Below are 13,531 nucleotides of genomic sequence, written 5' to 3'. Positions count from 1 at the left end.
CACTGGCTTCCCTTGTTGATGTTCATCTTATTGAAACTTATTGCGCCCTTCTCGGGTCTGATTGGGTTACTATCACCGGTAAATGATTAATCACGATTTGACTCATGCGCACACTGATACTCTGTTTTTCACTGCTGTTTGCCCTGCTTACCCAACCCGCTTGGGCGCTCTTTGGTAATAACGCTGGCAATAACACAGGCACTGCAAGTTTTGCTCCGACACAAAACCGTTTTGTTCCGGTCGATGAAGCGTTTCCGTTTAATGCGTTCCAGCAAGGCTCAACCTTGTTTATCGATTGGCAAGTCAAAGAGGGGTATTACCTCTATCAAGATAGGATCAGCATCAGTGGTGAAAATCTTGAGATCGGTGAGTACTCACTGACCGAAGGTGAGCCTTATCACGATGAGTTTTTTGGTGATGTGAAAATCTACACAACACCTTTATCTGTTCCGCTGCCTTTGGTGGCTTATCAAAGCGGAGCCAAAGTGATCGTGCAGTATCAAGGCTGTGCCAAAGCAGGTTTCTGCTATCCACCAGAAACTCGAGTGATCGACATTACGCCATTTAACGTAGAATCAAACCGCGTTATCGAGCCTAAGACCAACACATCAACGCAAACAACACTGCCACAAACCGATAACGCCCCCACGTCTGCACAAGATTCACTGGCCAACAAACTGGCGCAAAATTGGTGGACGCCACTGCTGTTTTTAGCGCTTGGGGTTGGTCTGGCTTTCACTCCTTGCGTGCTGCCCATGTATCCGATTTTAACCAGTATCGTACTTGGCGGTGCCCAGCTCACCCAACGCCGCGCGTTACTGCTCAGCGTGATTTACGTGCAAGGCATGGCGCTCACTTACACCTTGCTTGGGTTAGTGGTCGCTTCGGCTGGATTGCAATTTCAAGCCGCACTACAACACCCTTATGTGCTGATGGGTTTAAGCGTGCTGTTTGTGGCGCTCGCCCTTTCTATGTTTGGTTTGTACAGCCTGCAGTTACCAAGCGGGGTGCAGACTTGGCTGAATTCATTGAGTAACGCTCAGCAAGGCGGCAGCCTACCCGGTGTGTTTGCCATGGGCGCCATCTCAGGCTTGGTCTGCTCGCCTTGTACCACTGCGCCACTTTCTGGCGCCCTGCTTTATGTGGCACAAAGTGGCGATCTGCTCACCGGCGCGGTCGCCCTGTACGCGCTCGCCATCGGCATGGGTATTCCGCTGATTTTGGTGGCCGTGTTTGGCAATAAATTGCTGCCTAAAGCGGGCAACTGGATGGAGCGAGTGAAAACCCTGTTCGGTTTTGTACTGCTCGCGGCGCCGATTTTCCTGCTTGAGCGCATTGTGCCTGAGTTTTGGTCCAGCGTGCTGTGGTCGGCACTCGGTTTAGCGGCGTTTGGCTGGCTGTACCATGTCAAAAACAGTCTGCCGTTTGGTGGTTGGAAACAGAGCTTAATTGGCATTGTCGCGATTTTAGGACTGCTGGCTTCTGCCCAGCCCCTGCTTAATCACTGGTTGATACCGACTCAAACCGCTCAGCAGGTCAAACAGATCCAATTTACTCGCATCGCTAATCTAAGCGAGCTGCAAAGCGCACTGGCAGAGGCTAAAGCACAAGGCAAACCTGTGATGCTCGATTTCTACGCGGATTGGTGCGTGGCCTGTAAAGAGTTTGAGAAATACACCTTTCACACCAAGCAAGTGGAAACCAAGCTCAGCGGTTTTGTACTGCTGCAAGCCGATGTCACTAAAAATCAGCCGCAGGATATTGAGTTACTCAAGGCGCTGAATGTGCTCGGTTTGCCAACCATTGAGTTTTGGAATGCGCAAGGCGAGCCGGTACCGAATGCTCGTATTACCGGTTTTATGGCCGAGCAACCGTTTCTCGACCATCTCACGCAACAAGGTTTATAAGTTGTCGTCCCATTCGCACTGCGATGGGGCGACGCCACCGAAATCGTGTTCGCTATTCAAACTCATGCATTTAAAAAGGGATACAGTTCAGACTTTTAACGGGTAAAGATTGTTCACTGCGCTAAACAGAACAATAATTCCTATAACTGTTTGGTAAACCTGTTGTGACGTCATGGACTCGACCTACACCATCATCATTGCTGATGACCATCCCCTGTTTCGTAATGCGCTGTTTCAATCGGTGCACATGGCGATCAGCGGCGCGAATTTGCTGGAAGCGGACTCGCTGGATGCTTTGCTCACCCTACTCAATAAAGAATCAGAGCCAGACCTGCTGCTGCTGGATCTGAAAATGCCCGGCGCCAATGGCATGTCCGGTTTGATTCACTTGCGTTCCGAATACCCAGATTTACCGATAGTAGTCATTTCCGCTAGTGAAGAACCTAGCGTGGTATCGCAGGTGAAAAGTCACGGCGCGTTTGGCTTTATTCCAAAATCGAGCGATATGCGCAGCCTGATTGCCGCGCTCAATCAAGTGCTCAACGGCGAGCCTTATTTCCCCGCACATTTACTGGTTGATGGCTTTGTCGGTAATGACCTCGCGGAAAAAGTGGCCGCGCTGACTCCGCAGCAATACAAGGTACTTGGCATGCTGTCTGATGGCCTGCTCAACAAGCAGATTGCTTATGAATTGAATGTGTCGGAAGCCACCATAAAAGCGCATATGACGGCCATTTTCCGCAAACTTGGCGTGAAAAACCGCACTCAAGCAGTGATCTTGCTAAAAGAAATGAGCGAGTGATTCACTCGCTCATTTCTGCTTACTCGCGCTATACCCAAACGTCTTGGCATTACCGGTCAGCGGCGTTGAACAGCACCGCAATATCAAGGCGCAAGCGATCGTTACTCGGCGCCTTCTTGTAGCTCTTCTTCGGGCGGTAAGCGCAGACCGATTTTGGTCACTTTCCAGTCCACCACATCGGCGACCACCCATTGCAAACCATGCCATTCGAAGTAATCGCCGAGCACTGGCGTTTCGCCCAAATGTTCTAACACCAGATCTTTAAGCTTAGCGTCAGCCTCAAGCTCACCTAAGTCCAGACCATACAACAAAGCCACATCTTGCAATTTCGCTTCAATATCGAGGAAGAAGTCGCCAAAGAAGCGCGCAAGAGAAGCTTTTTCTGGTGCTTCGCTGAATAGACGACTGAGCGATTCCAGATCGCGCTCCTGCGCCATCACACACAAGGTATCGCCTTCGCATAATTCGGTACTCCCCGATGGGTGCAGCAGTTGATTATCGCGAAACACCGCCGCAATCCGGGTACCTTCCGGCATAAACAGATTGCGCAGCGGCTCACCGATACACCATTTGTCGGCTTTGAGTTTATAGATAAACAACTCCCACTCGCTGGTCGGATAAATTTCCACGCCCGTGCGCGAAATCGGCTCCGGTTTTGGGGGTAGTTCCACTTTAGCCAGCGACATGGCTTTGGTCAGCGTTCCGCCCTGCACCACCAACGACACCATAACCACGAAAAACGCGAGGTTGAAGTAAAGCTGAGCGTTGGGCAAGCCCGCCATCATTGGGAAGACCGCAAGGATGATCGGCACGGCGCCACGCAGCCCAACCCAAGAGACAAACCATTTCTCACGTGCGGTAAAACTTTTAAACGGCGCAAGGCCAATCCATACCGCAATGGGGCGCGCAAAGAGGATCATTCCCACCGCCAACGCTAAACCGGGAAGTGCAATCTCCATCAATTCCGATGGTGTGACTAACAAACCCAGCACCAAGAACATGCCAATTTGCGCCAGCCACGTCATGCCATCAAGCACGTTAAGGATCGCGTGACGACTGCGCGTAGGACGATTGCCGAGCAATAACCCCGTCAAATAAATCGACAAAATTCCGCTGCCACCCAACGCGTTAGACAAGGCGAAAATCATCAAACCGCCACTCACCGCCAGAATCGAGTACAAGCCTTCCGGTAATTGGTTGCGATTGATTAGCCACCATAAAATCCAGCCACCCGCCAAGCCAAGCAGCGCTCCGACACCAAACTGCTGAATAAAACTGAGCAATAAAAACCCTGCGCTTAAATTGGTTTCGGCGCTGCCAAGCACTGCGATCAAGGTAACGGTCAAAAACACCGCCATCGGGTCGTTGGTTCCCGACTCAATTTCCAAGGTTGCACCAACCCGTTCATTGAGGCTGCGCCCTTTGAGCAGAGAAAATACCGCCGCCGCATCCGTCGAACCCACAATCGCACCAACCAAGACACCTTGCAACAGGCTCAGATTGAATAGCCACATCGCGAGCAAACCAGTCAGCAAGGTGGTTACAGCAACACCTAAGGTTGCGAGAGAGACCGAGGGCCAGAATGCGACGCGAAAACTCGCCACTCGAGTGCGCATCCCGCCATCGAGCAAGATAATCGCTAGAGCGAGGTTACTGACTAAATAGGCTACGGGATAATTATCAAAGGCAATCTGTCCAATGCCATCTTCTCCGGCCAACATACCAACCGCGAGAAACACCAATAAAATCGGGATCCCCAATTTCGAGGAGACAGGGCTAAGTAATACGCTGATGCCTATCAATAAGGCACCTATCATAAAAAAACTGTTAATCGTAACGGCGTCCACTCTACCTCCCAGTCTGCGATTAACGACTTGATGTCGTTAACGGATTGCCCTGTTTATCAATAAGTTTGCCCGCCTATTGTGCACGAATTCATGACATCACTAAGAAAAGTTTATGTAAACAAATCACGCATTAGCGAGCTTTGCTCGACAAAAAAGCCATTACGCCACTCGTCGTCGTTATACTTTTGGCTACATTAACATCAGATTAACATCTCATTTTTATAGCTGCCGTCGAATAACCCTTCGCTTTAACGATGTTTTTGGCCTAAATCCCCCGACTAAAGTTGCACAGATCCCTTGCTATTAGGCTGCTAACCTAAGATGCGTAACATTGTGTTAACACCTCTAACGGGATAACGAAAAGGAAGGAGAAGGCCATGGCGTTCAAATCATCTGAACATGCTCAAGCCTACTGGAAGGAAAACTTGGGGATCATGGGCTCACTGCTTGCAGTGTGGTTTTTAGTCTCATTCGGCGCCGGCATTTTGTTTGTCGATGCACTGAATACGATTGAATTTGCTGGGTTCAAACTCGGCTTTTGGTTCGCGCAACAAGGTTCGATCTACACCTTTGTTGCCCTGATCTTTGTCTATGTTGCGCGCATGAATGCGCTCGACAAGAAATATAACGTACAAGAAGACTAAGGGGCTGAGCATGGATATTCAAACCTGGACGTTTATTCTGGTCGGCATCACTTTTGCGCTCTATATCGGTATTGCGATTTGGGCGCGTGCGGGATCGACCAGTGAGTTCTATGTTGCGGGCGGTGGTGTACACCCTGTCGCCAACGGCATGGCTACCGCTGCCGACTGGATGTCAGCGGCTTCCTTCATCTCAATGGCAGGCATCATCTCTTTTATCGGCTATGACGGCACCGTTTACCTAATGGGTTGGACGGGCGGTTATGTGCTGCTTGCACTTTGCCTTGCTCCTTACCTACGTAAATTCGGTAAATTTACCGTGCCGGATTTTATCGGAGACCGTTACTACTCCAGAACCGCGCGTATGGTTGCCGTATTCTGTGCCATCTTTATTTCGTTCACTTATGTGGCGGGACAAATGCGCGGTGTCGGCGTGGTGTTTGCGCGCTTCCTTGAAGTTGACATCAACGTCGGTATCGTGATCGGTATGGCGATCGTGTTCTTCTACGCGGTAATGGGCGGCATGAAGGGCATCACCTATACCCAAGTAGCACAATACTGTGTACTGATCTTCGCCTTCTTGGTGCCTGCGATCTTTACTTCACTGATGATGACAGGGAACCCCATTCCACAAATTGGTTTTGGTTCAACCCTGACAGGAACCGATGACTATCTCCTCAATAAGTTAGATGGCCTCGCCGTGGAACTGGGCTTTACCGCCTATACGGATGGCTCAAAGAGTATGGTTGACGTCTTCTTTATCTGCGCAGCATTGATGGTGGGTACAGCAGGTCTACCTCACGTTATTATTCGCTTCTTCACTGTACCTAAAGTGTCAGATGCACGTGTCTCTGCTGGTTGGGCGTTAGTGTTTATCGCATTCTTGTACACCACTGCACCCGCGGTAGCAGCCTTTGCTCGCGTCAACATGATTGACACCATCAACGGTCCAGACATGCAAGGTGTGACGGCTGCTGAAGCACCGACTTGGTATCGCAACTGGGAAAGCACGGGCCTTGTCAAATGGGAAGATAAAAACGGCGATGGTCGTATGTTCTACTCAGGCGACGCGCGTAACGAGATGACCATCAACAACGACATCATCGTTCTGGCTTCACCTGAAATCGCCAAACTGCCGAACTGGGTTGTGGCTCTACTGGCAGCAGGTGGCCTTGCCGCCGCACTCTCTACCGCAGCGGGTCTGCTACTGGTTATCTCAACCGCGATTTCTCATGACTTGTTGAAGAAAGGGTTTAAACCCGATATGACCGATAAGCAGGAGTTGCTCGCCGCGCGGATTGCCGCCGCACTCGCCATCGTTGGCGCGGGTTATCTGGGCATCAATCCTCCGGGATTCGTAGCTCAAGTGGTGGCCTTCGCCTTCGGTCTGGCTGCGGCCTCCTTCTTCCCAGCGATCATCCTTGGCATCTTCTATAAGAAGATGAACAAAGAAGGGGCGATCATAGGTATGTTGGCAGGGATCACCTTTACTGCAGCTTACATCATCTACTTCAAGTTCATTAACCCAGCCGCGAGCGTTCCAGCCAACTGGTGGTTCGGTATCAGCCCAGAGGGCATTGGTACACTCGGTATGTGCTTGAACTTTGTGGTGGCGATTGTGGTTAACAAATTCACCGCTGAAGTACCACAAGATGTGCAGGATATGGTGGAATCTATCCGCTATCCAAAAGGTGCAGGCGCGGCACACAGCCACTAAGTTAATACTGACTACTCAATCCTAAATGTGAAAAGCCCGAGACTTCTCTCGGGCTTTGTTTTTCCTCGCCGCGGCGACCGTGTCGCACTTGGTCTAATTAGGCTTTGGCACTCGCCATCGCAAAATTGGGGTTCACCGCAGTCAGCTTTTTGATCAGGTAGTTAAGCAAGACACCGTACATAGGCACAAACAAACCTAAGCTAATGATGAGCTTGAAGGTGTAATCGACTAAGGCGATTTCCGTCCAATGCTCAGCCATAAACGGATCGCTACTCTGGTAGAAAGCAATCGAGAAGAAAGCGATGGTATCAAGCGCATTACCAAACAGCGTCGAACAGGTTGGCGCCACCCACCACTGCTTCATTTGACGTAGGCGGTTGAACACATGCACATCCATGATCTGACCAAGCAAATAAGCCATAAAACTGGCGATCGCAATCCGCGCGACAAACAAATTGAATTCACTCAGCGGTGCTAAACCTTGGTATTGGCCTTCAAAAAACACCACCGAAAGCAAGTAAGAGACCGCCAATGCAGGAAGCATCACCAGAAAAATGATCTTACGCGCCAATCCTGCACCAAAAATACGTACGGTGAGATCGGTCGCTAAAAAGATAAACGGAAAAGTGAATGCGCCCCACGTAGTGTGGAAACCGAAAATCGTAAACGGGATTTGCACCAGATAATTGCTCGACGCAATGATCACGAGGTGAAACAAAACAAGATAGCCAAGGGCTTTGCGCTGCTGCGCAGGGGTAAAGTGATTCATACTGTACCTTTTTAGTTTGGTTTGGGGGCGAGGGAACCCAAATTGGAAGCACGCTTCCGACTCAAATTTTACATGGTTGACCAACAGCCAACTCACAAGGGCGGCGATTATATCCCAAACGTTATCCGGCGCAAGGGTATTTTTTGAGCAAACGATGGCGTCATCATTCCGAAATGATCATCCTTTTTGCGCGGAGAGTTTAACCGACAAGCCATCGCAACGCTTGAGAAGATCTTGCAGATCGTGCTACTCTTCGCCTCCATTTTTCTGGCTGAAAAATCATCCATTCTGGATCCAGTCAGTGCTATCTTTAAATCATTGCCGGTTAAGGCAAAGACACAATCCCAACCTAAGTGGAACCGAATCGATGGGCAAAGGTACTCTTTATATCGTTTCTGCACCCAGTGGCGCAGGCAAATCAAGCTTAATTGCCGCCCTATTGGAGCAAAACCCAACCTATGCAATGAAAGTCTCGGTCTCACATACCACACGTGGTATGCGCCCCGGCGAACAAGATGGCGTTCATTACCATTTTGTCGAGAAAGAACATTTCATTGAGCTTATCGGCAAAGGGGAATTCCTCGAATACGCAGAAGTGTTTGGCAACTATTACGGCACTTCTCGGGTGTGGATTGAAAACACACTCAACAAAGGGATTGATGTGTTTCTCGATATCGACTGGCAAGGTGCGCGTCAAATCCGTAGCCAAATGCCAGAAGCGAAAAGCATCTTTATCCTGCCGCCTTCGAAAGAAGAGCTGGAACGCCGCTTAAACACGCGCGGTCAAGACAGCGAAGCGGTGATCGCTAAACGCATGGGTGAGGCTAAATCTGAGATTTCGCATTACAGCGAATATGATTACGTCATCATTAATGATGATTTTGATGTCGCATTAATGGATTTCAAAGCCATCATTCGTGCAGAAAGATTGAAGCAAGACAAGCAAGCTGCTAAATATAGCGCTATGTTGTCTGCTCTGTTGGCTGAATAAACAGCCAGCTTGGGTTATCAGTCTATCCCGTTGCTAGAATCTCAACCGGTTAGCCTGTATACTTTCTCGTCATTCAACTTATCAGTTAACTAAATTTTGGAGTTCTCATGGCACGCGTAACAGTTCAAGACGCTGTTGAAAAAATTGGCAACCGTTTCGACTTAGTTCTGGTTGCGGCTCGCCGCGCTCGTCAAATGCAATCTGGCGGTAAAGATGCATTGGTGCCGGAAGAGAACGATAAGCCAACGGTTATCGCTCTGCGCGAAATCGAAGAAGGGCTGATCACGAAAGATGTGCTGGATGCGCGTGAGCGTCAAGAGCAGCAAGAACAAGAAGCGGCAGAGCTGGCTGCAGTTAGCAGCATCATGCACAACCGTTAATCGTAGCGATTTAACCCGCCGGGCCTGAAATTTGTATCTATTCGATAGTCTAAAAGACGTTGCCCAAGAATACCTCACAGAGCCTCAAATTGAGGCTCTGCGCCAATCTTATGTGGTAGCCAGAGATGCCCATGAAGGGCAAACCCGCTCAAGCGGCGAACCTTATATCATTCACCCTGTTGCCGTAGCGCGAATTCTCGCCGAGATGCGTCTCGACCTAGAAACGCTACAAGCGGCACTGCTGCATGATGTGATTGAAGATTGTGATGTCACCAAAGAAGACTTAGATGCCCATTTTGGCAGCTCAGTCGCCGAGTTGGTGGACGGGGTGTCTAAGCTCGATAAGCTCAAATTTCGCGATCGCAAAGAGGCGCAGGCGGAAAACTTTCGCAAAATGGTGCTGGCCATGGTGCAGGATATTCGGGTTATCCTGATCAAACTGGCCGACCGCACGCACAACATGCGCACCCTCGGTGCACTGCGTCCGGATAAAAAACGCCGCATTGCCCGTGAAACCTTAGAAATTTATGCTCCCCTCGCCCATCGTTTGGGTATCCATAACATAAAAACCGAACTCGAAGAGTTAGGCTTTGAAGCGCTCTACCCGAATCGTTATCGCGTTCTTAAAGAGGTGGTGAAAGCCGCGCGCGGTAACCGCAAAGAGATGATCCAACGCATCCACAGTGAAATCGAAGGCCGCTTACAAGAAGTGGGGCTGCCGGCTCGCGTGGTGGGTCGTGAGAAAAATCTGTTCTCCATCTACAACAAGATGAAAACCAAAGAGCAGCGCTTTCACACCATTATGGATATTTACGCGTTTCGGATTGTGGTGGATACCGCAGATACCTGCTATCGCGTGTTGGGTCAGGTGCATAGCTTGTACAAGCCACGCCCTGCGCGAATGAAAGACTACATCGCTGTCCCGAAAGCCAACGGCTATCAATCGCTGCATACTTCCATGGTTGGCCCACACGGTGTTCCCGTAGAAGTGCAGATCCGTACCGAAGATATGGATCAGATGGCGGATAAAGGGGTGGCAGCCCATTGGTCGTACAAAGCCAATAGTGAACGAGGCGGCACTACCGCGCAAATTAAAGCCCAGCGCTGGATGCAAAGCCTGCTCGAGTTACAACAAAGTGCCGGTAACTCTTTTGAATTTATCGAAAACGTCAAATCCGATCTGTTCCCAGATGAGATTTACGTCTTTACCCCCAAAGGCCGTATCGTTGAGCTGCCAATGGGCGCAACCGCCGTCGATTTTGCTTACGCGGTACATACCGACATCGGTAATACCTGCGTCGGCGCGCGAGTCGATCGCACGCCATACCCGCTCAGCCAATCGCTGAAAAGTGGCCAGACGGTAGAGATCATTAGCGCGCCGGGCGCTCGTCCGAATGCGGCATGGCTCAACTATGTGGTGACTTCGCGCGCACGCACCAAAATTCGCCAAGTGCTGAAAACGATGCGTCGCGAAGACTCGATTACTCTCGGTCGTCGCCTACTTAACCATGCGCTTGGCGAACACTCGGTTAACGAAATTGCCCCAGAGAACATCAGCAAAGTCTTGAGCGATCTAAAAATCGCTTCGATGGATGATTTGCTGGCCGCGATTGGTTTGGGTGAGTTGATGAGTATCGTGATTGCACGCCGTCTACTTGGCAATGCTGATGAACTGACCGAGCCTAGCAAATCCGGCGGCAATAAAAATAAACTGCCGATCCGCGGCGCAGAAGGCATTCTGCTCACCTTTGCCAACTGTTGTCACCCCATTCCTGACGATCACATCATCGCTCACGTTTCACCGGGACGTGGCTTAGTGGTACACCGTGAAACCTGTCCAAACGTACGCGGCTATCAAAAAGAGCCAGACAAGTACATGGCAGTGGAATGGACCAAAGATTACGATCAAGAGTTCATTACTGAGCTGAAAGTGGATATGCAAAACCGCCAAGGTGCACTGGCAGAACTGACCAATGTGATCTCCAAAACGGGCTCGAATATTCATGGCCTGTCAACGGAAGAGCGCGATGGTCGCTTGTACACGGTCACGGTTCTGCTCACCACCAAAGATCGAGTACATTTAGCTGGCATTATGCGCAAAATTCGCACCATGCCCCACGCGCTTAAAGTGCGCCGCCGTAAGAACTGAACAACACCAAGCCAGGGGGAAACCTGCGTTTCACCCCTATCTTGGGCAATTTTTCCTGTACAAAAACACAGCTCGATGTTTGAATAGCCATTAAGTCAAATGGTTAGATCAAACGCGCATGTCACAACTCCTCTCAGCCGTTCCTCTTAGTGAACTCTCCGGTGTCGGGGCCAAAGTCGCCGAAAAACTGGAGAAAGTCGGTTTGCACACGGTGCAGGATCTGCTGTTTCATCTTCCGCTGCGTTATGAGGATCGCACTCGCGTTTATCCGATAGTGCAACTGCACCACGGTTTATGGGCTGCGGTACAAGGCAAAGTGATGGCGGTGGATACCCTGTTTGGCAAACGCAAAATGCTCACCGTGAAAATCAGTGATGGTAATGGCACGCTGACGCTGCGTTTTTTTAACTTCACCGCGGCGATGAAAAACAACTTTGCGGAAGGCAAATTTGTGCATGCTTATGGGGAGATCAAACGTGGCAATCAAGGCTTAGAGATCATCCATCCTGACTACAAATTCTTTGCTCCTGCACAAACACCCGATGTCGAACCGAACCTCACTCCGGTTTACCCAACCACTGAAGGCTTACGCCAACTCACCCTGCGTAATTTGACCGACCAAGCGTTGGCGCTGCTTGAGAAATCTGCGGTGCAAGAATTACTGCCGTCTGGGCTTTACGATCAGCAGATGACCTTGGCCCAAGCGCTCAAAATCATTCATCGCCCTTCGGCGGATATCGATCTGCGCCTGTTTGAACAAGGGCGACATCCGGCGCAAGTTCGGCTAATCATGGAAGAGCTGCTGGCGCAGAATCTCTCGATGCTTGCGATTCGCAGTCAAGGCCAGCAAGATGTGGCCTTGCCTCTGGCTCCTGTTCACCAGCTTAAACAGCAACTTTTAGCGCAACTGCCCTTTTCACCGACTAAGGCGCAGCAACGTGTGGTTGCCGAAATCGAAGCGGATTTAGAAAAACCACATCCTATGATGCGCTTAGTGCAAGGTGATGTCGGCTCAGGCAAAACCTTAGTCGCAGCGCTTGCGGCAGTGCGGGCGATTGAGCATGGCTATCAAGTAGCCTTGATGGCCCCCACCGAGCTGTTGGCCGAGCAGCACGCGCTCAATTTTGCGCAGTGGCTAGAGCCGATGGGCATTCAAGTGGGGTGGCTCGCGGGTAAGCTTAAAGGCAAAGCGCGGGAAACGGAGCTGGCACGCATCGCCAGTGGCGAAGTGAAAATGGTGGTCGGCACCCATGCACTGTTTCAAGAGCAAGTGTCGTTTGACCATCTAGCCTTGGTCATTATTGATGAGCAGCATCGCTTCGGGGTACATCAGCGTTTAGAGCTGCGCGAGAAAGGCGCAAAACAAGGCGCGTACCCGCATCAGCTCATCATGACCGCGACGCCCATTCCGCGCACATTAGCGATGACGGCTTATGCCGATTTGGAAACCTCGGTGATTGATGAGTTACCCCCCGGGCGTACTCCGATTCAAACCGTAGCGATTCCGGATACCAAACGCGATGAGATTGTCGAGCGCATTCGCCACGCCTGCCTCAATGAAGGCAAGCAAGCGTATTGGGTGTGTACTTTGATTGATGAATCCGAAGTGCTGGAAGCACAAGCGGCCGCAGAAACGGCAGAAGAACTGCAACGTAAACTTCCCGAAGTCAAAATCGGCTTAGTGCATGGCCGGATGAAACCCGCCGAGAAGCAAGCGGTAATGCAAGCGTTTAAAAATAATGAGCTGCATCTGCTCGTCGCCACTACAGTGATTGAAGTGGGCGTGGATGTACCCAATGCCAGCTTGATGATCATTGAAAACCCCGAGCGTTTGGGGCTGGCTCAACTACACCAGCTACGCGGCCGAGTCGGACGTGGCACAGTTGCCAGCCACTGTGTGCTTCTATTTCATGCGCCATTGTCAAAAACCGCTCAAAAACGCTTAGGCGTTCTGCGTGAAAGCAATGATGGCTTCGTCATCGCGCAGCGCGACTTGGAAATTCGCGGCCCCGGAGAGCTATTAGGCACCAAACAAACCGGCTTAGCCGATTTCAAAATTGCTGATCTGGTACGCGATCAGCAACTGGTTCCGCAAGTACAACGCATCGCACGACATATCCATGAACGCTACCCACAAAATGCACAAGCCATCATCGACCGCTGGTTAGACGAGCGCGATATTTACGCCAAAGCTTAGCTTTTGATCCTCATCAATTCGGTCTAAAACCCCACAAGCAAACGTTTGCTTTCCTGAGTAAAACCTCTATAATCGCCGCCATTTTCCGGTAAGCGCAAACGTTTACCTCTCTACCCAGAGCAGAGTCTGAT

Annotated in this window: 10 protein-coding genes; 8 read left to right on the top strand and 2 right to left on the bottom strand. The window is 50.5% G+C overall.

Annotated elements, in window-relative coordinates; genetic code table 11:
- Positions 1-104: 104 nt before the first annotated feature.
- Positions 105-1,907 carry a protein-disulfide reductase DsbD gene (locus GOU96_RS14745; protein WP_042989350.1) on the top strand — a complete coding sequence of 601 codons (1,803 nt, stop codon included), beginning with the start codon at positions 105-107 and terminating at the stop codon, positions 1,905-1,907.
- Positions 1,908-2,079: 172 nt separating this feature from the next.
- Positions 2,080-2,709 (top strand): response regulator, encoded by a 630-nt coding sequence (locus GOU96_RS14740; protein ID WP_000378642.1) that lies wholly within the window; start codon positions 2,080-2,082, stop codon positions 2,707-2,709.
- A 101-nt stretch (positions 2,710-2,810) separates the two neighbouring features.
- Here the strand turns inward: GOU96_RS14740 and GOU96_RS14735 are convergent, their stop codons facing one another.
- Positions 2,811-4,556 carry a potassium/proton antiporter gene (locus tag GOU96_RS14735; protein ID WP_000340298.1) on the bottom strand — a complete coding sequence of 582 codons (1,746 nt, stop codon included), beginning with the start codon at positions 4,554-4,556 and terminating at the stop codon, positions 2,811-2,813.
- Positions 4,557-4,933: 377 nt separating this feature from the next.
- Here GOU96_RS14735 and GOU96_RS14730 point away from each other — a divergent pair, with 377 nt between their 5' ends.
- Complete coding sequence (locus GOU96_RS14730; protein WP_000874728.1) at positions 4,934-5,200, top strand: DUF4212 domain-containing protein; 267 nt, start codon at positions 4,934-4,936, stop codon at positions 5,198-5,200.
- Positions 5,201-5,210: 10 nt separating this feature from the next.
- Positions 5,211-6,914 (top strand): sodium:solute symporter family protein, encoded by a 1,704-nt coding sequence (locus GOU96_RS14725; RefSeq protein ID WP_000354544.1) that lies wholly within the window; start codon positions 5,211-5,213, stop codon positions 6,912-6,914.
- A gap of 97 nt (positions 6,915-7,011) precedes the next feature.
- Here the strand turns inward: GOU96_RS14725 and GOU96_RS14720 are convergent, their stop codons facing one another.
- Positions 7,012-7,683, bottom strand: a complete 672-nt coding sequence (locus tag GOU96_RS14720) for a 7-cyano-7-deazaguanine/7-aminomethyl-7-deazaguanine transporter (protein ID WP_001015358.1) — start codon at positions 7,681-7,683, stop codon at positions 7,012-7,014.
- 367 nt (positions 7,684-8,050) lie between these two features.
- On the opposite strand from GOU96_RS14720, the gene gmk reads away from it, so the two are divergent.
- The 4 genes from gmk to recG all read left to right on the top strand — a co-directional run bounded on the left by gmk (position 8,051) and on the right by recG (position 13,400).
- Positions 8,051-8,674: a guanylate kinase gene (gmk, locus tag GOU96_RS14715; protein WP_000515793.1), complete on the top strand. Its 624-nt coding sequence runs from the start codon at positions 8,051-8,053 to the stop codon at positions 8,672-8,674.
- A 107-nt stretch (positions 8,675-8,781) separates the two neighbouring features.
- Positions 8,782-9,054, top strand: a complete 273-nt coding sequence (gene rpoZ, locus GOU96_RS14710) for a DNA-directed RNA polymerase subunit omega (RefSeq protein ID WP_000135052.1) — start codon at positions 8,782-8,784, stop codon at positions 9,052-9,054.
- A gap of 31 nt (positions 9,055-9,085) precedes the next feature.
- Positions 9,086-11,203: a bifunctional GTP diphosphokinase/guanosine-3',5'-bis pyrophosphate 3'-pyrophosphohydrolase gene (spoT, locus tag GOU96_RS14705; protein ID WP_000280452.1), complete on the top strand. Its 2,118-nt coding sequence runs from the start codon at positions 9,086-9,088 to the stop codon at positions 11,201-11,203.
- A gap of 118 nt (positions 11,204-11,321) precedes the next feature.
- Positions 11,322-13,400, top strand: a complete 2,079-nt coding sequence (recG, locus tag GOU96_RS14700; RefSeq protein ID WP_267781584.1) for an ATP-dependent DNA helicase RecG — start codon at positions 11,322-11,324, stop codon at positions 13,398-13,400.
- Positions 13,401-13,531 lie beyond the last annotated feature (131 nt).

Source organism: Vibrio sp. R-1 (assembly GCF_035615595.1).
GTDB lineage: Bacteria > Pseudomonadota > Gammaproteobacteria > Enterobacterales > Vibrionaceae > Vibrio > Vibrio cholerae.
Note: the sequence above shows the minus strand (reverse complement) of the source record. Positions and strands in the feature narration are given on the sequence as shown.